Source organism: Microbacterium keratanolyticum, from assembly GCF_016907255.1.
GTDB classification, from domain to species: domain Bacteria; phylum Actinomycetota; class Actinomycetes; order Actinomycetales; family Microbacteriaceae; genus Microbacterium; species Microbacterium keratanolyticum.
In genome coordinates this window covers 29,493-52,643 of the sequence record NZ_JAFBBQ010000001.1, presented here as the reverse complement: position 1 = coordinate 52,643, position 23,151 = coordinate 29,493, and the positions used below count along the sequence as shown (strand labels likewise).

Annotated in this window: 20 protein-coding genes; 11 read left to right on the top strand and 9 right to left on the bottom strand. The window is 67.4% G+C overall.

Features of this window, described 5'->3' with window-relative positions; all coding sequences use genetic code 11:
- Positions 1–5: 5 nt before the first annotated feature.
- On the bottom strand, positions 6–1,130 hold the full coding sequence (gene sepH, locus JOD62_RS00270; RefSeq protein ID WP_204937354.1) for a septation protein SepH: 1,125 nt from the start codon (positions 1,128–1,130) through the stop codon (positions 6–8).
- A 198-nt stretch (positions 1,131–1,328) separates the two neighbouring features.
- On the opposite strand from sepH, the gene JOD62_RS00265 reads away from it, so the two are divergent.
- The gene (locus JOD62_RS00265) at positions 1,329–1,622 is read left to right on the top strand and encodes a DUF4193 domain-containing protein (RefSeq protein WP_204937353.1); all 294 of its coding nucleotides are present in this window, start codon (positions 1,329–1,331) and stop codon (positions 1,620–1,622) included.
- A gap of 103 nt (positions 1,623–1,725) precedes the next feature.
- On the opposite strand, the gene JOD62_RS00260 is transcribed toward JOD62_RS00265, so the two are convergent.
- Entirely contained in the window at positions 1,726–2,211 is a 486-nt protein-coding gene (locus JOD62_RS00260; protein ID WP_204937352.1) for a DUF3093 domain-containing protein, read from the bottom strand.
- A 13-nt stretch (positions 2,212–2,224) separates the two neighbouring features.
- Between JOD62_RS00260 and dut the strand changes: the two genes are divergently transcribed.
- The 5 genes from dut to dxs all read left to right on the top strand — a co-directional run bounded on the left by dut (position 2,225) and on the right by dxs (position 9,148).
- Positions 2,225–2,698, top strand: a complete 474-nt coding sequence (gene dut / locus JOD62_RS00255) for a dUTP diphosphatase (RefSeq protein ID WP_204937351.1) — start codon at positions 2,225–2,227, stop codon at positions 2,696–2,698.
- Between the two features lie 2 nt (positions 2,699–2,700).
- Positions 2,701–3,282, top strand: a complete 582-nt coding sequence (locus JOD62_RS00250) for a DUF3710 domain-containing protein (RefSeq protein WP_204937350.1) — start codon at positions 2,701–2,703, stop codon at positions 3,280–3,282.
- Positions 3,279–4,034 (top strand): DUF3159 domain-containing protein, encoded by a 756-nt coding sequence (locus JOD62_RS00245; RefSeq protein ID WP_204937349.1) that lies wholly within the window; start codon positions 3,279–3,281, stop codon positions 4,032–4,034. Before JOD62_RS00250 ends, JOD62_RS00245 begins: the two co-directional genes overlap by 4 nt.
- A 162-nt stretch (positions 4,035–4,196) precedes the next feature.
- The gene (locus tag JOD62_RS00240) at positions 4,197–7,031 is read left to right on the top strand and encodes an aconitate hydratase (protein WP_407666017.1); all 2,835 of its coding nucleotides are present in this window, start codon (positions 4,197–4,199) and stop codon (positions 7,029–7,031) included.
- Positions 7,032–7,207: 176 nt separating this feature from the next.
- The gene (gene dxs, locus JOD62_RS00235) at positions 7,208–9,148 is read left to right on the top strand and encodes a 1-deoxy-D-xylulose-5-phosphate synthase (protein WP_204937348.1); all 1,941 of its coding nucleotides are present in this window, start codon (positions 7,208–7,210) and stop codon (positions 9,146–9,148) included.
- A 13-nt stretch (positions 9,149–9,161) separates the two neighbouring features.
- Here dxs and JOD62_RS00230 read toward each other — a convergent pair whose 3' ends face one another.
- Positions 9,162–9,680 (bottom strand): hypothetical protein, encoded by a 519-nt coding sequence (locus JOD62_RS00230; RefSeq protein WP_204937347.1) that lies wholly within the window; start codon positions 9,678–9,680, stop codon positions 9,162–9,164.
- 43 nt (positions 9,681–9,723) lie between these two features.
- Here JOD62_RS00230 and JOD62_RS00225 point away from each other — a divergent pair, with 43 nt between their 5' ends.
- Positions 9,724–10,296, top strand: a complete 573-nt coding sequence (locus tag JOD62_RS00225) for a 2-phosphosulfolactate phosphatase (RefSeq protein WP_204937346.1) — start codon at positions 9,724–9,726, stop codon at positions 10,294–10,296.
- A gap of 16 nt (positions 10,297–10,312) precedes the next feature.
- Here JOD62_RS00225 and JOD62_RS00220 read toward each other — a convergent pair whose 3' ends face one another.
- Both JOD62_RS00220 and JOD62_RS00215 read right to left on the bottom strand, forming a co-directional pair.
- Positions 10,313–11,920 carry a glycerol-3-phosphate dehydrogenase/oxidase gene (locus JOD62_RS00220; RefSeq protein ID WP_204937345.1) on the bottom strand — a complete coding sequence of 536 codons (1,608 nt, stop codon included), beginning with the start codon at positions 11,918–11,920 and terminating at the stop codon, positions 10,313–10,315.
- Positions 11,887–12,486 carry a TetR/AcrR family transcriptional regulator gene (locus tag JOD62_RS00215; RefSeq protein WP_204937344.1) on the bottom strand — a complete coding sequence of 200 codons (600 nt, stop codon included), beginning with the start codon at positions 12,484–12,486 and terminating at the stop codon, positions 11,887–11,889. The genes JOD62_RS00220 and JOD62_RS00215 overlap by 34 nt, the downstream gene beginning before the upstream one ends.
- A 20-nt stretch (positions 12,487–12,506) precedes the next feature.
- Here JOD62_RS00215 and JOD62_RS00210 point away from each other — a divergent pair, with 20 nt between their 5' ends.
- The 3 genes from JOD62_RS00210 to JOD62_RS00200 are packed head-to-tail and all read left to right on the top strand — an operon-like array spanning position 12,507 to position 16,678.
- On the top strand, positions 12,507–14,147 hold the full coding sequence (locus JOD62_RS00210) for an FAD-binding oxidoreductase (protein ID WP_239526494.1): 1,641 nt from the start codon (positions 12,507–12,509) through the stop codon (positions 14,145–14,147).
- Between the two features lies 1 nt (position 14,148).
- Positions 14,149–15,063 (top strand): diacylglycerol/lipid kinase family protein, encoded by a 915-nt coding sequence (locus tag JOD62_RS00205; RefSeq protein ID WP_204937343.1) that lies wholly within the window; start codon positions 14,149–14,151, stop codon positions 15,061–15,063.
- Complete coding sequence (locus JOD62_RS00200) at positions 15,056–16,678, top strand: GMC oxidoreductase (protein WP_204937342.1); 1,623 nt, start codon at positions 15,056–15,058, stop codon at positions 16,676–16,678. Before JOD62_RS00205 ends, JOD62_RS00200 begins: the two co-directional genes overlap by 8 nt.
- Before the next feature lie 50 nt (positions 16,679–16,728).
- Here JOD62_RS00200 and JOD62_RS00195 read toward each other — a convergent pair whose 3' ends face one another.
- The 4 genes from JOD62_RS00195 to JOD62_RS14770 all read right to left on the bottom strand — a co-directional run bounded on the left by JOD62_RS00195 (position 16,729) and on the right by JOD62_RS14770 (position 21,922).
- Positions 16,729–18,867, bottom strand: coding sequence for a 3-hydroxyacyl-CoA dehydrogenase NAD-binding domain-containing protein (locus JOD62_RS00195; protein WP_204937341.1), 2,139 nt, complete (start codon positions 18,865–18,867; stop codon positions 16,729–16,731).
- Between the two features lie 9 nt (positions 18,868–18,876).
- Positions 18,877–20,082, bottom strand: a complete 1,206-nt coding sequence (locus JOD62_RS00190) for a thiolase family protein (RefSeq protein WP_204937340.1) — start codon at positions 20,080–20,082, stop codon at positions 18,877–18,879.
- A 72-nt stretch (positions 20,083–20,154) separates the two neighbouring features.
- Positions 20,155–21,348, bottom strand: coding sequence for a ribonuclease D (locus JOD62_RS00185; protein ID WP_271171569.1), 1,194 nt, complete (start codon positions 21,346–21,348; stop codon positions 20,155–20,157).
- Positions 21,341–21,922 carry a DUF3000 domain-containing protein gene (locus JOD62_RS14770; RefSeq protein WP_271171568.1) on the bottom strand — a complete coding sequence of 194 codons (582 nt, stop codon included), beginning with the start codon at positions 21,920–21,922 and terminating at the stop codon, positions 21,341–21,343. Before JOD62_RS14770 ends, JOD62_RS00185 begins: the two co-directional genes overlap by 8 nt.
- Positions 21,923–21,947: 25 nt before the next feature.
- Here JOD62_RS14770 and JOD62_RS00180 point away from each other — a divergent pair, with 25 nt between their 5' ends.
- Complete coding sequence (locus JOD62_RS00180; protein ID WP_204937338.1) at positions 21,948–23,135, top strand: alpha/beta hydrolase family protein; 1,188 nt, start codon at positions 21,948–21,950, stop codon at positions 23,133–23,135.
- Positions 23,136–23,151: the final 16 nt, after the last annotated feature.

Genomic DNA, 23,151 nt, shown 5'->3' with positions numbered 1-23,151 from the left:
GCTGGTCAGTCGTCGGTGCGCGCGCCGAAGACGATCTCGTCCCAGGACGGCATCTCTGTGCGGCGCTTGCGGCGTGCCGAACCCTCTGACTCAGAGGGTGCCGGGGCGGATGCTGTGGCTGGCGCGGGCTTCTTGTGCTCGAACGGGCGAACCGGGCGGTGGGCGGGTTCGGCGGGAGCCTCAACCTCTTCGAGCGCCTCGGGATCGTTCTCCGACGGGGCGGACCCGAAACCATCGAAGAGCGCGATCGGGCTGTTTCCTTCGCTCGGCACAGGAGTCTCTTTGATCGTGGGCGCGGCTTCCCGCTGACCGCGACGACGACGCAGTGCCTCAAGGAGATCGGCGGTCTCCGCGTTCGTCGCGGATGCGGCGGGAGCCCGGTTCGTCGCGGCCTCCTGCACGGACGGAGCCGAGCGTGGTGCGGGTCGCTCCTCGACCTCGGGTTCAGCCGGGGGAGCGGCGACCAGGCGCGGGCCGAACGCTCCGGAGTCGAAGCGCGTGTCGTCCTTGTACGGCGATGCCGGCCGGTCCTTGTCGAGCGCGCGGAGTCGGGGGATCAACCCCTCGGGCAGTGCGCCCTGGCGGGAGAGCTGCGTCGCATCCTGGTTCAGGGGGGCGAGGGCGCTCCGGCGCGGGTCGAAGCTCCATCGGGCGTCGTGGTCGACGTCGTTCGCGGTGAACTCGAGTTTGATGATCCAGCCGGACTGCTCTTTCCAGCTTGCCCAGCGCTCACCTGTTGCGACGAGGTCGGCGAGCTTGGCGCGGATGGCGACGCCGAACGTCGGCTGTGCATCTGGCTCGACCTCGCTGCCGATCAGCACCGGCACGGCCAGGGCCTGATCGACGATGTGCTCGCGCTCCGCGAGGACCGGACCTTCGAAGCGGGTGACGTCTTCCAGTCGCACACCGAGGAGCTCTGAGACCTCCGCGGCAGACAGGCCGGCACGGATGTGGGTCTGGATTTCACGCGGGCTTGCGGCGAGCGCGGGCGCGGCCGGAGTACGCGGAGCAGACGCGCGGCGGATCTCAGCGCGCAGGACGTCGTCGATGGGGAGCGCGAAGCGCGCACCAGACTCCGTCGCGAGCACGAGAAGGTTGTCCTCTGTGCCGACGATTGTGACGTGTTCCATGCGATGCCCCTCTGGATGGGTGTTCACATATGGTGTCATGACGGGTGCACGACAGCCGGGAATACTCTGGGCGCGCCGCGAGTTTCTCCGGGTGCGACAGAAGGCATTTGCGAAACGCTTCCGGTTCATGCAAACTGTCGCCGCCGATACCCACAGGCACTACCCGCCACTCGCACGATGAAAGTGGAGATTTTCCGCATGGCAACCGATTACGACGCACCCCGCAAGAGCGAAGACGACAGCGAGTCGATCGAGGCACTGAAGGAGCGCGTCCCCGACAAGCTGTCGGGATCCGTCGACGTCGAAGACTCTGACAACCCCTCCGGTTTCGAGCTCCCCGGCGCTGACCTTTCCGACCTCGAACTCGATGTCGTTGTGCTGCCCCCGCAGGACGACGAGTTCACCTGCATGAGCTGCTTCCTCGTGAAGCACCGCTCGCAGCTCGACCACGAAGAGGCATCCGGCGCGATCTGCAAGGAATGCGCAGCCTGACCTCATACGCATAACGCGCCTTGATCCCGTCGCATGAGCGATGGAGCAAGGCGCGTTTCGCGTTCTCGGGCCAGCCGGAGACAACCCGAGAGGACGTCGCCACTCAGCTGGCCGGCGTGACCGCGTTCTCGCGCGCGAGACGGATCGCTGCGGCGAGCCGGTCGGGGGTGCGGGTGGAGATCGTCCACGAGGGCGCCGGATCGTCGGGATCGGTGATCGGGACGACGAGCACACCGTTGATTCCGCCCCGGATCAGGTGCCACCCGCGGGCGGGCAGCTTCGGGCCGCGTGCGGCGCGTGCGTCTTCACCCGTGAACGCTTCGGGTTCGCCGAGCCACTGCGCATCGATGCGCGCACGGCCGGCATACAACATCCGCCCTTCCACCCGCACCTGCGGGGACAGCAGGATGAGCAGGCCCAGGATCGCGGCCGTGCCCAACGCGCCCAGGATCAGAGCCAGCGTGGAGTTCAGCGGGGTGAACGTCAGGGCGATCATCGGGCCGCCGACGGCGGCGGCAAGGAACACCCAGAGGCTGGGTGCGAGGCGCTCTCGATAGATCGGGCGCGTGTCGGGGGCGGCGTTCTGCATTAGCCTCTTTCTCGTGACCGAAATCGTCGATGTTCCTATTATCGCGCCCGTCGTGCCCGCGTATGCCCACGAGGGTGACGCCGGAGCCGACCTCGTCGCCGCGGAAGCCCTCGTGCTTCAGCCCGGTGAGCGCGCTCTCGTCGGAACCGGTGTGCGCATCCAGCTCCCGCTCGGCTACGCCGCATTCGTCGTTCCGCGCAGCGGTCTGGCGACGAGACACGGCATCACGATCGTCAACTCGCCCGGCACCGTCGACGCCGGCTACCGCGGCGAGATCAAGGTGACCCTGCTCAACACCGACCTGCGTGAGCCATACGAGATCGCTGTCGGCGATCGGATCGCCCAGCTCATCGTCATGCCGGTCACGCGGGCACGTTTCCTCCCGGTCGATTCGCTCGACGACAGCGACCGGGGTGCCGGCGGATTCGGTTCCACCGGCTATCAGCACCAGAGCACAGCCGCAGTCGCGGCGGATGCGGAGAGATGAGCATGACTGACGATCTGACTTCGGATGGCCTGGCCGATCGCGCCACCGCAGGACCCTTCGACGAGGCCGAGGCCAATCCGGTCCGTCCCTACATCGACCTCGGTGGCATCAAGATCCTTCCGCGCGAGGGGCTGAACCTGCGTCTCGAGGTCGAGGAGCAGACCAAGCGCATCGTCGCGGTGAGCCTGGACTACGCGGACTCCTCGCTGCAGGTGCAGCCGTTCGCGGCACCGCGCTCCACAGGGCTGTGGGAGGAGACACGCGCGCAGATCCGTGAGCAGGTCACGCAGCAGGGCGGTCGCGTCGAGGAGCGTGAAGGCCCCCTCGGACCGGAGCTCCTGGCCGAGGTGCCCACGGTCGCAGGCGCTGACGGCTCCGCCACGCGTCTGGCGCGCTTCATCGGCGTCGACGGACCACGGTGGTTCCTGCGCGGCGTGATCGGGGGAGCAGCAGCATCCGATCTCGACGCCGCCGCACAGGTCGAAGACCTCTTCCGGTCCATCGTGGTCGTTCGCGGTGGCACTCCGATGCCGCCGCGCGACCTGATTCCGCTGCGAATGCCCGCGACGCCCGGCTCGGCGTGAGCACCGCGCCCCAGGAGCCGGCGCACGAGCCGGACGAGACCACGCAGGACGCACCCTCGACGAGTGCCGTGCTGGGCGCGGCGCTCGGCAGCGCTGCGCAGCGTCTCGGCATCGACCCGGCGGCGCAGGAGAGCACGGGGCACGTCGTCTGGAAGGCGATGGGTGGATGGCGCGGCGTGCTGGAGTCGGTACTCCCCAGCCTGGCTTTCGTCGTGCTGTACACGATCGTCCCCGAGCCGCTGTGGCTCTCGCTCGGTGTCTCGGTGGGCATCGCCGCGCTCTTCTCGCTCGTGCGCATCCTGCAGAAGTCTCCGCCCTCCGCGGCCCTCGGCGGGCTGGTCGCCGCGGGCGGCGCCGCCGCTCTCGCGCTGTGGACCGGACGCGGGCAGGAGACCTTCGTCCCTGGCTTCTTCACGAACTCGATCTACGGCGCAGCGCTTCTGATCTCCGCCCTCGTCGGCTGGTCGCTCATCGGGCTCGCGGTGGGCTTCCTGATGCAGGAGGGCACCGCGTGGCGCGCGGATCGTCGCAAGCGGCGTGCGTTCTTCTGGCTCACGATCGCCTGGGCGTCGCTGTTCTTCCTGCGCCTCGGTGTCCAGCTTCCGCTGTACTTCGCCGGAGATGTGACGACGCTTGGAACTCTGAAGATCGCCATGGGCCTTCCGCTGTTCGCGCCCATGGTTGCGGTGACCTGGCTTGTGGTGCGTGCACTTTATCCACGCCACGCCCCGGCGCAGGAGTCTTCGTCCTGACAGCGTGCTAGATTTATCTTGACATCAAGATAAATTGACGCCTTTTGCTCTTCGCTGGGTCAGCGCACACTGGTTAGGTACGCCTTGCTAGCCGTCGCTCGCCACGGCGAGCAATATTGAGGGCGTCGAGCGCCGCCATCAGACCCAGAAGGAGACGGAATCGTGTCCACGGTGAACAGCTTTGGTGCCAAGAGCACCCTGAAGGTCGGCAGTACCGACTATGAGATCTTCCGTTTGGACGCGGTGGAGGGCTACGACAAGCTGCCCTTCAGCCTCAAGGTCCTGCTGGAGAACCTTCTCCGCACCGAAGACGGTGCGAACGTGACGAAGGCCCAGATCGAGGCCCTCGGTTCCTGGGATGCTGCGGCAGAGCCCGACACCGAGATCCAGTTCACGCCCGCCCGTGTGGTCATGCAGGACTTCACCGGTGTGCCCTGCATCGTCGACCTCGCCACGATGCGCGAGGCGGTGACCGCTCTCGGCGGCGACCCGAAGCGAATCAATCCGCTCTCGCCCGCTGAGATGGTCATCGACCACTCGGTCATCGCCGACCTCTTCGGCACCGAGAACGCTCTCGAGCGCAACGTCGAGATCGAGTACGAGCGCAACGGTGAGCGCTACCAGTTCCTCCGCTGGGGCCAGACGGCATTCGACGACTTCAAGGTCGTTCCCCCTGGCACCGGAATCGTGCACCAGGTCAACATCGAGCACCTGGCGAAGGTCATCTACGACCGCACCAACGGCGGCGTCCTGCAGGCCTACCCCGACACCTGCGTCGGCACGGACTCGCACACCACCATGGTCAACGGCCTGGGCGTGCTCGGCTGGGGCGTCGGCGGTATCGAGGCAGAGGCAGCCATGCTCGGCCAGCCCGTCTCGATGCTCATTCCGCGCGTTGTCGGCTTCAAGCTGACGGGCGAGATCCCGGCGGGCGTCACCGCGACCGACGTCGTCCTGACGATCACCGACATGCTGCGTCAGCACGGTGTGGTCGGCAAGTTCGTCGAGTTCTACGGCGCCGGTGTCGGCTCCGTGCCGCTCGCGAACCGCGCCACGATCGGCAACATGAGCCCCGAGTTCGGCTCGACGGCTGCGATGTTCCCCGTCGATGACGTCACCCTCGACTACCTGCGCCTCACGGGCCGCAGCGAAGAGACCGTCGCGCTCGTCGAGGCCTACGCCAAGACGCAGTCGCTCTGGCACGACCCGTCGAAGGAGGCCGTGTACAGCGAGTACATGGAGCTCGACCTCGGCACCGTCGTTCCCTCGATCGCCGGCCCGAAGCGTCCGCAGGACCGCATCCTCCTCTCCGACGCCAAGTCGCAGTTCGAGAAGGACATCCTCAACTACGCCGAGCCGTCGACCACCGACGACATCGTCGACCTCGAGTCGAAGCACTCCTTCCCGGCCTCCGACCCCGGTTCGGTTCCCGGTGAGGAAGAGCCGACGACGCGTCCCGTGCACATCAACAGCGGCGCGCCGATCTCGGCATCCAAGCCGGTGCACGTGCACACGCCTGCCGGTGTCGACTACACGCTCGACCACGGTGCGGTCACGCTCGCAGCCATCACCTCCTGCACCAACACCTCGAACCCGTCGGTCATGATCGCCGCTGGCCTCGTGGCACGCAAGGCGCTGGAGAAGGGCCTGAAGCAGAAGCCGTGGGTCAAGACCACGCTCGGCCCGGGCTCGAAGGTCGTCACCGATTACTACGAGAAGTCCGGTCTCGACAAGGACCTCGAGGGTCTCGGCTTCTACACGGTCGGCTACGGCTGCACGATCTGCATCGGCAACTCCGGACCGCTGATCGAAGAGGTCTCGGCCGCGATCAACGAGAACGACCTCGCCGTGACGGCAGTCCTCTCGGGTAACCGCAACTTCGAGGGTCGCATCAGCCCCGACGTGAAGATGAACTACCTGGCCAGCCCGCCGCTGGTCATCGCCTACGCGCTTGCCGGCTCGATGAACTTCGACTTCGAGGTCGACGCGCTGGGTAAGGATCACGACGGCAACGATGTCTTCCTCAAGGACATCTGGCCCGCGCCGGAAGAGGTGCAGGCGATCGTCGACTCCTCGATCTCGCGCGAGCAGTTCATCAAGCAGTACGCCACCGTCTTCGACGGTGACGACCGCTGGCGCAACCTGCCCACGCCGACCGGCCCGATCTTCGAATGGGATGCGGACTCGACGTACGTGCGCAAGGCACCGTACTTCGACGGCATGACCATGGAGCTCACCCCGGTCTCCGACATCACGGGTGCGCGCGTCATGGCGGCACTGGGTGACTCGGTCACGACCGACCACATCAGCCCTGCCGGAAACATCAAGGCGGGCACCCCGGCGGCGCAGTACCTCACCGAGCACGGTGTCGGACAGCGTGACTTCAACTCCTACGGCTCGCGTCGTGGAAACCACGAGGTCATGATTCGCGGCACGTTCGCGAACATCCGTCTCAAGAACGAGCTCGTCCGTGCCGTCAACGACGGCCAGGTCGTCGAGGGTGGCTTCACCCGCGACTTCACGCAGCCCGAGGGCCCGCAGTCGTACATCTACGACGCCTGCCAGAACTACCAGGCCGAGGGCACCCCGCTCGTCGTCTTCGGTGGCAAGGAGTACGGCTCCGGCTCGTCGCGTGACTGGGCAGCCAAGGGCACGAGCCTGCTGGGTGTCAAGGCCGTCATCACCGAGAGCTTCGAGCGTATTCACCGCTCGAACCTCATCGGAATGGGTGTCGTCCCGCTGCAGTTCCCCGCAGGCGAGAGCTGGGCATCGCTCGGCCTCGACGGCACCGAGATCATCTCGATCGAGGGTCTGACGCAGCTGAACGAGGGCATCACACCGAAGACGGTTCGGGTCACCGCTGTTCCGAGCGAGCACTCGCCGGCCGGCAAGCAGCCCATCGAGTTCGACGCCGTGGTTCGCATCGACACCCCCGGTGAGGCGGACTACTACCGCAACGGCGGCATCCTGCAGTACGTGCTGCGCTCGCTCGTCTGAGTCGCGTACAACACGCATGAGGAAGGCCCGGATGCTTCGGCATCCGGGCCTTCCGGCGTCGTATGCCGGTGCGTGCCACGCGGGCCGAACTCGGTGAGCTCTCGGCTCTGCGCGGTAGACTTCAGGTTCGATCACGCAGCCGCGTGACGCGATCGCCGAGTCGAAGAGGAGCGTCGATGCCGATTCTGCCGAGCATCACCGGACCGCGAGATCTCGACCGTCTGACTCCACAGCAACTGACGCAGCTCGCAGAGGAGATCCGCGGATTCCTCGTCGAGAACGTCGCACGCACGGGAGGGCACCTCGGCCCGAATCTGGGTGTGGTCGAGCTCACCATCGCCCTGCATCGTACGTTCTCGTCGCCGGACGATCCGATCATCTTCGACACCGGACACCAGTCGTACGTGCACAAGATCCTGACCGGTCGACAGGACTTCTCGGCGCTGCGTTCGCGGGGCGGCCTCGCCGGCTACCCGCAGCGCTCCGAGAGCGCCCACGATGTCGTGGAGTCCTCCCACGCCTCAAGCTCGCTGAGCTGGGCGGATGGCATCTCTCGCGCGTTCACGGCGACCGGCCGCGCAGATCGACACGTCGTCGCCGTCGTGGGTGACGGCGCGCTCACCGGGGGGATGACCTGGGAAGCGCTCAACAACATCACCGACGACAACGACCGCAACCTCGTGATCGTCGTCAATGACAACGGGCGCTCCTACGCCCCGACGATCGGTGGGATGTCCCGCTATCTGAACCGGGTGCGGACCGCCGGTGCCTACAAAGACCTGCACCGGAAGTCCGACCGTCTCTTCCGGGCGTTCGGTCCCTTCGGGCGTGCTGTCTTCCGCGGGGTGCGCGGCGGCACCCACGGGTTCCTGTCGCGCTTCACGAACAACGCGGCGTTGTACTCGAACCTCGACATCAAGTACCTCGGCCCCGTCGACGGCCATGACCTTCCTGCGCTGCTGGAGACCCTCGCTCTCGCGAAGTCGTACGGGGCACCCGTGATCGTCCACGTCATCACCGAGAAGGGGCGCGGCTACCAGCCGGCGCTCGACGATGAGGCAGACCAGTTCCACGCGGTGGGACGAATCGACCCGAAGACCGGCGGTGCGCTGTCCTCTGATACGCGAGGTTGGACCGACGTCTTCGCCGATGCGCTCGTGGATGTGGGGGCACGTGACCCGAAGGTCATCGCGATGACCGCTGCGATGCTGCGTCCCACCGGGCTGGCGCCGTTCGCGGAGCGGTTCCCGGATCGTGTCTACGACGTCGGCATCGCCGAGCAGCATGCCGTGGCATCCGCTGCGGGTCTCGCCTACGGCGGCCTGCACCCCGTCGTCGCCATGTACGCGACGTTCATGGGTCGCTCGTTCGATCAGGTTCTGATGGACGTCGGCCTGCACAGGGCCGGTGTGACCTTCGTGCTCGACCGGGCAGGCGTGACAGGCCCGGATGGCCCGAGTCATCACGGCATCTGGGATCTCTCGATGCTGCAGATCGTGCCGAGCATCCGCATCGCCGCGCCGCGTGATGCAGCCCGGCTCGCGGAGACACTCGACGAGGCCGTCGCGGTGGACGATGCGCCGACCGTGATCCGGTTCCCGAAGGGGGCGGTGAGCGCCGAGATCCCCGCCATCGAACGGCTGGGTGACGGTGTCGACGTGCTGTCGCGCGGCGAGGGCGAAGACGTTCTGCTGGTCGGCATCGGCCCGTTCGCGAGCCTCGCGCTGGATGTTGCTGCGCGACTGCGAGCGCAGGGCATCGGCGCAACAGTCATCGACCCGCGCTGGGTGATTCCGGTGCAGCCGTCCGTTGTGGAATTGGCTGCGCGTCATCGCCTCGTGATCACGCTGGAGGACGGCATCCGGGTGGGAGGCATCGGCACCCGAGTGCGTCAGGTGCTGCGTGAGGCAGGCGTTGACACGGCCGTGGACGAGCTGGGTCTTCCCGATGCCTACATCGACCACGCGAGCCGCGAGGAGATCTTGGAGGACGCGGGACTCACTGCGTCGAAGATCGCGCATGACGTCGTCGCCCAGGTGCTCGGGACGCGCATCCCCATCGCACGCCCCGCGGGCGAGACGGGTGCCATCGACCTGCCGCTGCACGAACGTCACTGAGGCGACGGTAGCGCTAGCGCGGCGCGAACTCCGCTTCCCGCCGCGACTGACGCACGGTCCACCCCCAACCGGCTGCGACGACGAGGGCTGAGCCCACCGCGATCACCGCAAGGTACGGCGATGTCAGAGCGGTGCTGATCGGCGTGCCGAAGAAGGCGAGATACGCGACCGACAGCGCAACCGTCCACAGTGCGCCGTAGACGGCGAAGACCGTGAGGTGGATCCAGACTCGCCGCACGCGTGCGAGGAAGGCACCGATCAGCCAGGCCAGCGGCGCTCCCGCCAGCGACGCGACGGTGATCGCGAAGGCGCCGAGGGGGAGGCCGTACAGCAGCGAGATGATGATCATAGAGTGCGGTGGCCCCCATGGCGGCCCGGAACTCACGACCCCTGCGTATACCAGCGCCCCGGTGAGCAGAATCATCGCGCTGCCCCATGCCGCGCGGACTCCGCGCCAGAACTCGCGCCGACTGAACGCCATCGGCCGTTGCTCGGTGCGGATGCCGGTCGGGCTCTCGGTCCGCAGACTCATGGGCTCACGCTATCGCATGCGCAGAGGTGCATAGACTCGTGGGGTGAACAGCAGCCCCATGGATCAATCGACCTATCAGGTTCGCTTCGACTGGGGCAGTGCGGGTTTTCGTCGTCTGGCATCGGCGGACATCGTCGTGCTGGTGGATGTTCTTGAGGTGCAGGCAGATGCGGATGCTGCGGCCCTGCGGGCCCTCGCCGAGGAGAGTTCCGCTCTCGTGTGCGAAGGCTCGCTCCGAAATGCGAGCGCGGTGGCGGAGGCCATTCTGCAGGAACAGGTGCGGCGCGATCGCCGCACGAGTGTGTCACTCATCGCGGTTGGTGACAGCGACGACGCGGGTCCCCGCTTCGCGCTCGAGGATTCGCTCGCGGCCGGTGCCATCATCGAGGCGCTCATCGCTCGGGGGATCGACCATACCTCGCCAGAGGCGATGGTCGCGGCGGAGGCGTTTCGCGGCCTACGGGGCGCGCTGCGGCATCTGATCAGTGCGAGCGGTTCCGCGCGGGCGCTGCGCGCCACCTCGAAGAACTCGGTGGCTGTGGAGACGATGATCGCTGCGGCGCGTGATCACGACGCCGAGCAGCACGTCCGCTGGAGCATTCACCGCGCTCGTTGACGGGACGAGCGTCCGCTCAGCCCCACTTCGCTAGCGCCTCGTCCACGAGCGAGGACACCGTGTCTTCGGCACGCCCCCGGTCATCCCGGACGAGACCGATGCGAGTTCGTCGGTCGAGCACATCACCGGCATCGAGCGCACCCTCGTGGCTCACCGCGAAGTCGATCTCCGCTCGAGTGATGTCGAGGCCGTCGACAATCGCGTCCGTCGGACGTGCGCACGACGCGGTGGCGAACACCGCCGCGGCCTCGGTTCCGAAGCGCGCGACGAGGGAGGGAGGGAGGGCTGTCGCTGTGCTCTGGCTCACCCTGATCGGCGAGCCTGGGGCACCGACGAGGGGGAGTCGCGGCGTCACGCACGGCTGCGCCGGAAGGTCGTACTCAGCGCACGCGCGATCGATGGCGTCCTGGGCCATGGCCCGATACGTCGTGAGCTTCCCGCCGAGGATCGCGATGACGCCGTCGTCGCCCACGCGGGTGAGGTGGCGGCGAGACACATCGGCGCTGGAGCCGGATGCCGCAGACTCCGTGGTCTCTACGAGAGGTCGGAGCCCGGCGAAGGTGCCGCGCACATCAGTGCGGTCGAGGGGGGACTCGAGCACGGATGAGAGTGTGGTGAGGAGGAAGTCGATCTCCGCCTCGGTGGGTAGCGCGACATCGGGGACGGGGCCTGGCGCATCCTCGTCGGTGAGCCCGACGATCACCCGTCCGAGCTGCTGTGGCAGCGCGAAGACGAAGCGACTGATGGATCCGGGATGCGGGACCATGAGTGCGGAGGAAGGGGAGCCCAGGCGCGCGGCGTCGAGCACGATGTGGGTGCCGCGGCTGGGCCGGACGCGAATGCCATCGTCGAGTGTTCCGGCCCAGACCCCGGTTGCATTGATGACAGACCGTGCGCGAAGCTGCAGCGTCTCGCCGGTGAGGGTGTCTTCGACGGTCGCGCCGTCGCCGGCGATGTGGGTCGCGCGCACCCGCGTGAGAATGCGTGCTCCGAAGGCGGCGGCCGTGCGCGCGATCACGACCACGAGCCGCGCATCGTCCACGAGCTGTCCGTCATGAGAGACGACACCGCCGCGCAGGCCGTCCGCGTTGAGGGCCGGTGCGAGTTCATACGCACGCTGCGCGCTGATCAGGCGAGGCGGGGCCAAGGTCGCGGCGCGGGTGCCCGCCAGCATCCGCAGTCCATCGCCGAGGCCCATGCCGAGGGTGCCGAAGAAGCGCTGACGTCCGCTTACCGCAGGCGTGAACGGCAGCACCTGGGGGAGAGATCGGATCAGGTGTGGGGCGATCGTCGTGAGCAGCAGGTGTCGTTCGCGCGCGCTTTCTCGAGCGGTCGCGATGTCACCGGTGGCCAGGTAACGCAGCCCCCCGTGGACGAGCTTGGAGCTCCACCGACTCGTGCCGAAGGCGAGATCATGCGCTTCGACGAGCGCGACGCGCAGTCCGCGGGAGGCGGCGTCGAGGGCGACGCCTGCCCCCGTCACGCCACCTCCGATCACGAGCACATCGAGCGGATGCGCCGAGGTGCCGAGCTCGTCGAGTTCGCGCGTGCGCCGTGCGGCATTGAGCGCAGCCGAGTGGGAAGCGGTGCTCAGGGGCGCAGATGTCCGTCGAGGGCGTGCCATAGTTCTGTTCTCCAGTTCGCCTCGTCGATGAGGGAAGCCACGGTGTTGTGCGACAGGATCGCCGACTGCGCGATGAGCAGCAGCATGACGGCAATCTGGTCCGGAGCTCCGGCGCGGACACTGCCGTTCCGCTGCGCCTGCGCAATCGCATCCGAGAGCCACCGAAGGATCGCTCGCTGGCTCGCACCGATGCGGTGGAGGGTGTAGCGGGTGAAGACCTCCGGGTGCGATTCGAGGAGCGCGCCGTAGAGCTCGTCGGCGCGGAAGAGCTCGGAGAAGCGCAGCACGTCATCGACGATCGCCGCACGTGTCGTGGCGAGCGCATCGAACTGTTCGAGGATGCGCAGGGCCGCGCGCAACAGCACGGCGCGAGTGATCTCGTCTGCGCCGGGCCAGCGACGGTAGATCGTGGGGCGGCTGACCTCCGCGCCGCGCGCGATATCGGCGATTGTCACGGCGTTCACGCCGCGGGTGCGGATCAGCTGCGCTGCCGCATCGAGAATGCGATGCTCGGTGGCGTCCCAGTCGGTTTCCGTTCCCGACGAGGATGCGTGACGGTTTTCCATGATGTGTCACACTGTAACGCATGAACGATGTGCATCCCGCAACGCAGCGAGACGGTGTCACCCCGATGCGGTGGAACGGCTGGGGCGATCCCGCCAAGGCGAAGGAGCTTCCCTTCGCGGTTCGCGCGCTTCTGCCTGTGCTGCTCGGACGGGTGCCCAAGCCCCCCGCGCCGGTGGAACTCGCCGACGTGCGCATCGCGGATTCTGCCCTCACTGACGCTGATCTGGTGGCATTCCGTGGCGCTCTCAGCGCCGATCGCGTACGTACCGATGCGGAGAGCCGTCTTCGTCACGCGGGCGGCCGATCGACGCCGGATCTGCTGCGTCGACGACGCCAAGAGCAGGAAGCGCCGGATGCGGTGCTCCTGCCCACCACGCACGACGAGGTCGCTGCCTGTCTCGCCATGGCCGTTGATCTCGACCTCGCCGTCATCCCTTTCTCCGGGGGCACGAGTGTCGTGGGCGCCCTCGATCCGGAGCGAGGAACCCACCGGGCTGTCCTCAGCCTTGATCTCACGCGTCTCAGCGGGCTCGTGCGCATCGACCCGGTCGCCGGCGAGGCGGTGCTGCGAGCCGGGACTACCGGCCCCGAGGCGGAGCGTCTGCTGGCCGAGCACGGCTTTGAACTGGGCCACTACCCGCAGAGCTTCCGCTACGCCACCATCGGCGGGTTTGCGGCTGCGCGCTCCTCGGGGCAGAATTCCGCGGGCTTCGGGCGCTTCGAGACCATGGTCGTGGGGCTTCGCGTGGTCACGCCGACGGGGGAGATCGAGCTGGGTCGTTCCCCAGGAACAGCAGCGGGTCCTGATCTTATGCGGCTGTTCCTCGGCTCCGAGGGGATCTTCGGCGTCATCACCGAGGTGCGCCTCCGAGTTCATCCGCTTCCGGAGCAGCGTCTGTTCGAATCCTGGACGTTTCCGAGCTTCGAAGCCGGCGCGGAGGGGCTGCGCCTCGTCACCCAGCAAGGCGGCGGCGCGACCGTGCTTCGTCTCTCGGATGAGGCGGAGACGAGTGTGAGCCTCGCCCAGATCGGAAAGATCGGCAAGGCGATGGCGAAGGGGGCCAGCGCGATCACGGTCTACGAGGGCGCGAACATCGAGGAACGCCGTGCGCGGGTCTCCGCTCTGCTGAGGGAGGCAGGGGGCACCAGCACGGGTGAGAGCGCGGCAGAAGAGTGGCTGGAGGGGCGCTTCGACGGTCCGTATCTGCGCGACTCGCTGCTTGACGCCGGCGTCTTCTGCGAGACCCTGGAGACCGCGACGACGTGGTCGAACCTGCACGCGCTGCGGGACGCCGTGACCAGCGCGCTCAAAGAAGGCTTCGCGGACGCAGGTGCGAAGAGCTTCATCATGTGCCATGTCTCGCACGTGTATCCGACGGGGGCGTCGCTGTACTTCACGATTCTCGCGGGTGTCCGCGGCGACCAGCTCGCCATCTGGGAGGGCGTGAAGAGCCGCGTCAACGACGCGATCATCGCCGCAGACGGCACGATCAGTCATCATCATGCGGTGGGCCGCGACCACGCGCCGTGGCTGGCCGAGGAGATCGGCGAGACGGGCGTGCGGATCATCGCCGCGGTGAAGCGTGAGCTTGATCCGACCGGTATCCTCAACCCGGGCGCGGTCATCGCGGACCCGTACGCGAGCACGAGAGGCTCCTGATATGTCCGGCCACATCGCGGTGGTCTCCAATCCTTACGCCGGTCGCGGTCGCGGCGGCACGGCGGCCGAGGTCGCTCTGGCGCATCTGCGCGCGCTCGGGGCGGAGGTGCGCGCCTACGAGGGCTCTTCCGCCGATGACACGCATCGTCTGACATCCGAAGCGCTGGCGGAGCATCCGGCGGCTCTTGTCATCGTCGGCGGGGACGGCACCGTGACCGGAGCGCTTGACGTGCTCTGCGCGTCTGACGTTCCGCTCGTGCTCGTCCCCGCGGGCACCGGCAACGACCTGGCGCGCGCGCTCGGACTGCCTCGTGACGATCCTGCGGCCGCGGTGGAGCTCGCGCTGCACGGCGTCGCCCGACCCATGGACATCGGTGAGGTTCACAGCGGCGGACGTTCCACGCTGTTCCTGACGGTCGCCGCCCTCGGATTCGATGCGAAGGTGAGTGACCGCACAAACCGCCTGCGTTGGCCGAAGGGCGCGCTGCGCTACTACCTCGCGCTGTTGATCGAGGTGGCACGCCTGCGACCGACGGCATTTCGCATCTCGTTCGACGGCTCGGAAGGCGTTGAAATGCCCGGCACTCTCGTTGCCGTCGGCAACACCGCCAGCTATGGCGGGGGCATGCCGGTCTGCGCCGGGGCGCGCCCCGATGACGGCTGGCTGGATGCTGTGCACGTCGCGCCTCTCGGGCGACTGCGCCTCATTCGCCTGTTCCCGCTCTTGCTGACGGGCAATCATCTGAGGCGTCCCGAGGTCGTGCATCGACAGGTGCATGAAGTCGAGGTTTCGGCGCCGGACCTCGTGGTCTATGCCGACGGCGAGCGCGTGGGGGCGGTGTCCTGCCGGATCACGCAGCGCCCGAGCGCCCTTCGCGTCATGGTTCCCGTGGCGGAGGGAGGGCAGCATGACTGAGTTCGATGAAGACGTCATCGTCATCGGCTCGGGGTTCGGCGGCTCGGTCACCGCGCTGCGTGCCGCCGAGAAGGGCTACCGTGTTCGCGTCCTCGAAGCAGGGCGCCGATACGAAGACGACGACTTCGCGAAGACCTCGTGGAACCTGCGGCGATATCTCTGGGCGCCCACCTTCGGATGCTTCGGGATCCAGCGGATCCACCGGCTCCCTCATGTGATGATCCTGGCGGGTGCGGGTGTCGGGGGCGGCTCCCTGAACTATGCCAACACGCTGTATCAGCCGGGAGCAGAGTTCTTCCGTGATCCGCAGTGGGAGGGCATCGCCGACTGGGACACAGAACTCGCCCCGCACTACGCCGAGGCGAAGCGGATGCTCGGCGTCGTCGAGCACTACCCGCATTTCGGCCCGGTGGAACGCATCATGCAGGGAGCCGCGGAAGATCTCGGGGTCGGAGGCACCTTCTGTCGCGCACCCGTCGGCGTCTACTTCGGCACGCCGGGGGAGCATGTTGCGGACCCCTTCTTCGAAGGGCAGGGCCCGGCGCGCACCGGATGCACACTGTGCGGAAACTGCATGGTCGGCTGCCGTGTCGGCGCGAAGAACACCCTGGTCAAGAACTACCTTGCCCTCGCCGAGCGACGAGGCGTCGTCGTCGAGGCGATGCGCACCGTCACCGAGGTACGGGAACGGCCAGGAAGCGGCTATGTCGTGACGTCAGAGCGCAGTGGTGCCTGGATGGGGCGGGATCGCCGCACGACGACCGCCGCGCAGGTGGTCTTCGCCGCAGGGACCTGGGGCACCCAGCAGCTGCTGCACCGCATGAAGCAGAGCGGCGCGCTGTCGCGTATCTCCGATCGCATCGGCAGCCTGACCCGCACGAACTCGGAAGCGCTCGACGGGGCCGTCGCGGTGGCTGTGCCCGAATCGCTGGGCCTGGCGAGCGGCGTCGCGATCACGACCTCATTCCACGTCGATGAGCGCACCCACGTCGAGAACGTCCGCTACGGGCCCGGCTCCAACCTCATGGGTGCGCTGGCGACGATCATGGTTCCCGGAGACATCTCCCTCGCCCGCAGGCTGGGCCTGCTGATCGGGCGGATGCTGCGCGCCCCGCTGCGCCAGGCGAAGCTCGGCTCTCTTCGGCGGTGGAGTGAGCGCGGCATCATCGCGCTCGTCATGCAGACAGCGGACAACTCGCTCACCCTCTCGGTGAAGAAGCGCTTCGGCCGGTACGTCCTGACAAGCGCCCAGGGGCATGGCGCGCCGAATCCGAGCTCGCTCCCCGAAGCCCATCGCGCCGCCACGGCGATCGCCGCCCGCATGGAAGAGGAGGGCGGTGTTCCTGCTGAAGCCCGAGGTTCGTGGCCCGAGGTCTTCGGCATCCCGCTGACTGCCCACTTCCTCGGAGGGGCGGTGATCTCTGCGACGCCCGAGGAGGGCGTCATCGATTCCTACCATCGCGTATGGGGGCATCCGGGACTCTTCGTCATCGACGGCGCCGCGGTGCCCGCGAACCCCGGCGTCAATCCCTCGCTGACGATCACCGCTCTCGCGGAGCGCGCGTTGTCGTACTGGCCGCGGGCGGGCGAACCGGACACCCGTCCCGGACAGTGACGAAGGCGGGGTCGCATCTGCCGACGCGACCCCGCCCTCTCTGCCCTGGCTCAGCGCGCTTCCACGCCCCGGATCATCGGGGTGTGGAACGATCCGCCGAAGGCGCGCTCAGACGCTCCCTCACGGTCGAGATAGGGTGATGCCCCACCGTCGATGAAGGGCCAGCCTGCGCCGAGGATCAGACAGAGATCGATGTCTTCGACCTCCGGCACGACATGCTCGTCGAGCATGATCTTGATCTCCTGGGCCAGGCCGTCCTGCACACGGCGCAGAATCGTCGCCTCGTCCACGGGTGAGGACTCCGTCTCAAGGATCTTCTGCGCGGCCTTCGTCCAGCCGGTCACGCGTCCGCCCTTGTCCTTCTCGATCACAGCTTCCAGCTCAGCGAGACGGTGGAAGTTCGCGTTCGCGTAGAAGCGATCGGGGAAGGCGCGCACCATCGTGTCCTGCACGTGAGCAGCGACCTTCCATCCGACGAGGTCGATCAGCTGGAACGGGCCCATCGGGAGGCCGAGCGGCGCGAACGCCTTCTCGACCGTCGTGATCGGGGTGCCTTCGTAGACGGCGCGTGCCGCCTCGCCCATCACCTTGGCGAGCAGGCGGTTCACGACGAAGCCCGGGGCATCCGCCGTGAGCACAGCGTTCTTGCCGAGCCCCTTCGCAACCACGAACGCCGTCGATAGGCTCTGCTGGTTGGTGACCGGGGTCTTCACGATCTCGATCAGCGGCATGACAGCCACCGGGTTGAAGAAGTGGAAGCCCACGAGACGCTCGGGATTCGTCAGCGCCGAACCGATCTCTTCGACCGACAGCGAGGAGGTGTTCGTCGCGAGGATGGCGTCCGGCGCGATGTGCTGCTCGATCTCACGGAAGACGGCCTGCTTGACGCCGACCTCCTCGAAGACGGCCTCGATCACGAAATCGCAGTCCGCGTACTCGCTCTTGTCGACCGTGCCGCGAACGAGTCCACGCAGCTTGCTGGCGGTGTCGGCGTCGAGGCGGCCCTTCGCCTCGAGCTTGCCGATCTCCTCATGGATGTATGCCACGCCCTTGTCGACGCGCGCCTGGTCGAGGTCTGTGATCAGCACGGGAACCTGCAGTTTGCGCACGAACAGCAGCGCGAACTGGCTGGCCATCAGGCCCGCACCGATGATGCCGACCTTCGTGACCTTCCGCGCGAGATCCTTGTCGGGTGCGCCGACAGGACGTTTCGCGCGCTTCTGCACCAGGTCGAAGGCGTACATCGACGCGGCGAACTGGTCGCCGACCACGAGGTCAGCCAGTGCCTCATCTTCGCGAGCGAAGCCCTCCGCCTTCGTGCCGCTCTTCGCCTTGTCGAGCAGGTCGAGGGCGACGTACGGCGAGCGAGGAACGGTGCCGATCTTTGATTCCAGCATGCCGCGAGCCATCTTGATGGCGATGGGCCACTTGGTCAGGCGCTCGATCTTGCCGGGCTCGTTCTTGCGCTCGACCTTCTTACCGCCGAGGACCGCATCCGCCCACGCGAGGGAGTTCTCCAGGTAGTTCGCCGCCGGGAAGATCGCGTCCATGATGCCCAGATCGAACGCCTGCTGTGGCTTGAGCATGCGGTTCTGCTTGAGCGGGTTGGAGATCACGACCTCGAGGGCGTTCTCGATGCCGATGAGGTTCGGCAGCAGATAGGCGCCACCCCAACCCGGGATGATTCCGAGGAACACCTCGGGCAGTGCGATCGCCGCTGCCGACGCATCCACCGTTCGATAAGTCGAGTTCAGTGCGATCTCGAGGCCACCGCCGAGTGCGAGTCCGTTCACGAAGGCGAACGACGGCACACCCAGGTCTCCGAGCTTGCCGAGCACCTTGTGCCCGAGCTGCGCGATGAGGCGCGCGTTGTCCCGCGAGCCCACCTTCGAGATGTCCGAGAGGTCGGCGCCCGCGGCGAGGATGTACTGCTTGCCCGTGATCGCCACGGCCTGGATCTCACCCGCTGCCGCGCGCGCCTTCAACCCATCCAGCGTCTCTCCGAGCTCGGTCAGAGTCGCAGGGCCCAGGGTGTTCGGACGCGTGTGGTCGCGACCGTTGTCAAGGGTGATGAGGGCGAGTGTCTTGCCCGATGCGAGGCGGATGTCACGCGTCGGCGAGTGCGTGACGACTTCGCCCTCCGTGAGTGCCTGAATAGGGGAGAAGTCGATCGCGTCGTAGTTGGTCATATCGGTGGCCTACTTCTTCTTCTTGCCGTCGTAGTGAGGGTTCTCCCAGATGACGCTGCCGCCCTGGCCGAGTCCGACGCACATCGCGGTCAGGCCGTAGCGCACGTCGGGTCGCTCCGCGAACTGTGCCGCGAGCTGGATCATCAGGCGCACGCCGGATGCGGCGAGGGGGTGGCCGAGCGCGATCGCACCGCCCCAGGCGTTCACACGCGGGTCGTCGTCGGCGATGCCGAAGTGATCGAGCAGCGAGATCACCTGGATCGCGAACGCCTCGTTGAGCTCGAACAGGCCGATGTCGGAGATGTCGAGTCCGGCCTTCTTCAGCGCCTTCTCGGTCGACGGGATCGGTCCGATGCCCATGATCTCCGGCTGCACCCCAGCGAAGGCGAACGACACCATGCGCATCTTGGGGGCGAGGCCGAATTCCTTCACTGCGCCGCCACCGGCGAGCAGCGACATCGTCGCGCCATCGGTCAGGGGCGAGGAGGTGCCGGCGGTGACACGACCGTGCGGGCGGAACGGCGTCTTCAGAGCTGCGAGGTCTTCCATGGTCGTCTGCGGACGACGGCCCTCGTCTTCGGTGGCGAGACCCCAGGCGCCATCTGCGCCCTTGATCGCGACAGGCACGAGGTCAGGCTGGATCTTGCCGGCGTCGTAGGCGGCCTGCACCTTGTGCTGGCTCAGCATGCCGAACCGGTCCGAACGCTCCTTGGTGAGGTGCGGGAAGCGGTCGAAGATGCGCTCGGCCGTGACACCCATGTTGAGGGCGCCCGGGTCGACCATCTTCTCTGCGACGAAGCGCGGGTTGGGGTCGGCGTTGCCGCCGATCGGGTGGTGACCCATGTGCTCCACACCGCCCGCGACGGCGAAGTCGTACATGCCGACACCGATTGATGCGCCCATCGTGGTGACGCTCGTCATGGCACCCGCGCACATGCGCTCCACGGCAAGGCCGGGCACGGTGTTGGGAAGTCCGGCGAGGATCGCCACCGAACGTCCCAGCGTGAGTCCCTGGTCTCCGGTCTGCGAAGTCGCGGCGATCGCCACGTCGTCGATCCGGTCCGCGGGGACGGAGGAGTTGCGCTCCATCAGCCCGATCGTCGCCTTGACCGCCAGGTCATCGGCGCGGGTGTTCCAGTACATGCCTTTTTCGCCGGCGCGTCCAAACGGGGTACGCACGCCATCGACGAAGTAGACGTCCGAGATCTCGGCCACTTTGCCTCCAGGTATCAGGTTGAGACCAGCCTAGGAGGGGCGATGGGGGGAGAGGAATCGCTTGGATCGAACCTACGAAGCGTCGGCGGACGCCTCTTCGCTGGATTGAACAGCTTCCACAAAAGACGCAGCGATTGTCTGTGCAGTCTGCTCAATCTGCCAACGGCGCGCACCGAGGTCAGCGAGCGCGGCGCCGATGGCCTCTGGCGTCGTGCCAGGAGGATTCCATGCGACGCGGCGCAGCATCTCCGGCGTCAACAGGTTCTCCGTGGGCATGTGCAGCTCTTCGGCGAGCTTCTCCACGGCGGGGCGGGCGAGCTTCAGCCGTGCGTCCGCCTCAGGGTTGCGGTCGGCCCATGCGCGAGGAGGCGGAAGGGCATCGCTGGGAACCCGCTCACGCGGCAGGTCCTCCGTCGCGCGACCGCGCTCGAACGCAGCCCACCAGCGATCAAGCTGGGTTCTGCTCGCGCGCCCCGTGAATGCGCTCACCGCGGCGAGCGCGTTCTTGGACGTCGGCTGGGCGAGGATTGCGGCGACCATGGAGCGATCCGGCACAAGACGCCCGGGGGAGACGTCGACCTCCTGTGCGTAGGCCTCGCGCGCGTTCCACAGCTCTCGCGCCACCGCGAGGTTGCGGGCGCCACGCACCTGGTGCAGTCCGCCCATCCGCCGCCAGGGCTCTTCCCGTGCGGGCTTGGGCAGGCGCACGCGGGTGGCTTCGAACTCCTCTGCGGCGAAACGGGTCTTGCCCTGCTCCTCCAACTCGGCGGCCAGAGCATCGCGTACGTCGATGAGATGTAGGACGTCGAGCGCCGCGTACTCGAGCCACGGCTCGGGCAGCGGCCGGGTCGACCAATCGGCCGCCGAGTGCTCTTTCGCGAGAGTGATGCCGAGGGTGCGCTCGACGACCGCACTCAGACCCACGCGTTCGAATCCGAGCAGGCGGCCGGCGAGTTCGGTGTCGAAGATCTCCGTGGGGACGAGATCCAGTTCACGAAGCGACGGCAGATCCTGACTGGCCGCGTGGAACACCCATTCGATCCCGTCGAGCGCCTCCCGCAGGGGGGAGATGTCGTCGATCGCGATCGGATCGAAGAGGAACACACCCGAACCGCGACGGAACACCTGAATGAGATAGGCGCGCTGTGAATAGCGGAATCCGGATGCTCGTTCGACATCCACCGCGGCGGGCCCATCGCCGTCGGCGAGGGCGGCACACGCCGCAAGGAAAGCATCGAGGGTGTCGATTACCTCGTAGTCAGTCACGCGAAGTTCTCCTGGCGCCGAACACGGCGATGTTCTCGGATCCGGGCGGGAGGCCTGCCAGCATCCCGACCAGTTCGACCCACGCTTCCACGTGGGGGGTGAGCGTTCCGGCGGGTGACCAGGACGCTCGCAGTTCAATCTGCGCTCCATCGCCTTCGGATGCAAGCCCTCCGAAGCCTTTGGAGAGCGTTTTCGTCGAGGTGCCCGAGGGGGAATGGTACTCGGCCTCGCGCGAGTCGAGGGCGTCGACGAGCCACGACCAGGCAACGTCTGACAGCAGGGGATCGGTGCCGATCTCGGGCTCGAGCGGCGCCTGCGCGAAGCACACGATGCGCCATGGGCCACCCCACGCCGACGGCTCTTGCGGATCGTGCAGCAGGATGAAGCGGCCGGTGCCGTAGATGGAATCGCCGTCCTCATCGGGGCGGACGTCGGCGGCGAGCGCGATGGTCTCCGGCGCAAGCCCTTGGGGGGCGGGGATCTCGCGCACCACGATGTCATTGCGGAACGTCAGCCCGCGCAGGTGGGCGGCCGCGCGCGCGAACGCGCTGTCAGCCCCGGGTTCATCACTCACAGCGACAGGCTAGAGTCGGGAAGCGATGAAGAGTCTCAGGCACGCCGCGACATTGTTGGGCGTTGCAGCAATCGGGGCCGCGGCTGTCGCTGCCGTGGCCGGTGCAGCGGTGATCCTGCAGATCGCCCGGCGTGTCGTCACGCCTGCGGTCCGCGTTGCGGATACGGAGGTGCTTGCCGTCGATACGGGTGCGCAGACCATCGAACTCACCCGAACACCCGACACGGAACTGCCCGGCCAGTACGGTCTGCAGACGATCGGCACCCCGGGGTACGTGAAGCTCGGAGCGGTGCTCAGCACCACCGACGATAGGGTGCGGCGGAAGCTTCTCACTCAGATTGCGCCGGGAGCGCAGCTTGATCGTCAGGCGGTCTTCAGCGGCTGGTACTACTCGTCGCCGGCTGAGCTGCACATCGACTACGAGTCGGTGCTGATCGGAACGCCGGCGGGCCCCGCCCCGGCGTGGTTCTTCCCGGCGAAGGCGGATGCCGCAGCGTCGACGACTTGGGTGATTCAGGTGCATGGGCGCGGAACGACGCGTAGCGAGACGCTCCGCGCGGTGCCGGTGTTCCACGCGGCGGGCATGCCCGTCCTTGTCGTGTCCTATCGCAACGACGGCGACGCCCCGCGCACACGCGGTGGTGCCTACGCGCTGGGCGCCGCGGAGTGGCAGGACGTGGATGCCGCGCTGACGTACGCGCTTCGCCACGGCGCGGAGAAGGTCGTCCTGATGGGCTGGTCGATGGGTGGCGCGATCGCCCTGCAGACGGTTGTGTCGACGACCAATCGGGCGGCGATCGTCGGGGTTGTTCTGGAGTCGCCCGTTGTCGAGTGGCGCAGCGTGCTGCGTTTCCAGGCGCAGATCTCCGGAATGCGCGATCCGCTCCCGCGGCTCGCCATGGACGCGCTCAGCACGCCCTGGTCTGCCCGTCTGAGTGGGGCCGAGCAGGCCATTCCGTTCGACACGCTCGACATGGTCGCCCGGGCAGGTGAACTCACCGAGCCGATCCTGATCCTGCACAGCGACGACGACGGTTTCGTGCCGTCGGACGGTTCACACGCCCTTGCCGCCGCACGACCAGATCTGGTGACGCTGTCGGTGTTCACCGGAGCCCGCCACACGAAGCTGTGGAACTACGACCAGACTCGCTGGGTGGCTGCGATCACCGATTGGCTGACGGCGCGGGGCATCATCGGCGCCAGCGCGCGCTGACGAGGGTCAGCCGGGC

Excerpts from the sequence above, each read along its gene's own strand:
- JOD62_RS00220 (WP_204937345.1), bottom strand. The coding sequence starts at position 11,920 with ATGGCACGCCCTCGACGGACATCTGCGCCCCTGAGCACCGCTTCCCAC.
- JOD62_RS00205 (WP_204937343.1), top strand. The coding sequence starts at position 14,149 with ATGTCCGGCCACATCGCGGTGGTCTCCAATCCTTACGCCGGTCGCGGT.
- JOD62_RS00200 (WP_204937342.1), top strand. The coding sequence starts at position 15,056 with ATGACTGAGTTCGATGAAGACGTCATCGTCATCGGCTCGGGGTTCGGC.
- JOD62_RS00195 (WP_204937341.1), bottom strand. The coding sequence starts at position 18,867 with ATGACCAACTACGACGCGATCGACTTCTCCCCTATTCAGGCACTCACG.
- JOD62_RS00250 (WP_204937350.1), top strand. The coding sequence starts at position 2,701 with ATGACTGACGATCTGACTTCGGATGGCCTGGCCGATCGCGCCACCGCA.
- JOD62_RS00210 (WP_239526494.1), top strand. The coding sequence starts at position 12,507 with ATGAACGATGTGCATCCCGCAACGCAGCGAGACGGTGTCACCCCGATG.
- JOD62_RS00260 (WP_204937352.1), bottom strand. The coding sequence starts at position 2,211 with ATGCAGAACGCCGCCCCCGACACGCGCCCGATCTATCGAGAGCGCCTC.
- JOD62_RS00215 (WP_204937344.1), bottom strand. The coding sequence starts at position 12,486 with ATGGAAAACCGTCACGCATCCTCGTCGGGAACGGAAACCGACTGGGAC.
- dxs (WP_204937348.1), top strand. The coding sequence starts at position 7,208 with ATGCCGATTCTGCCGAGCATCACCGGACCGCGAGATCTCGACCGTCTG.
- sepH (WP_204937354.1), bottom strand. The coding sequence starts at position 1,130 with ATGGAACACGTCACAATCGTCGGCACAGAGGACAACCTTCTCGTGCTC.
- JOD62_RS00180 (WP_204937338.1), top strand. The coding sequence starts at position 21,948 with ATGAAGAGTCTCAGGCACGCCGCGACATTGTTGGGCGTTGCAGCAATC.
- JOD62_RS00265 (WP_204937353.1), top strand. The coding sequence starts at position 1,329 with ATGGCAACCGATTACGACGCACCCCGCAAGAGCGAAGACGACAGCGAG.
- JOD62_RS00230 (WP_204937347.1), bottom strand. The coding sequence starts at position 9,680 with ATGAGTCTGCGGACCGAGAGCCCGACCGGCATCCGCACCGAGCAACGG.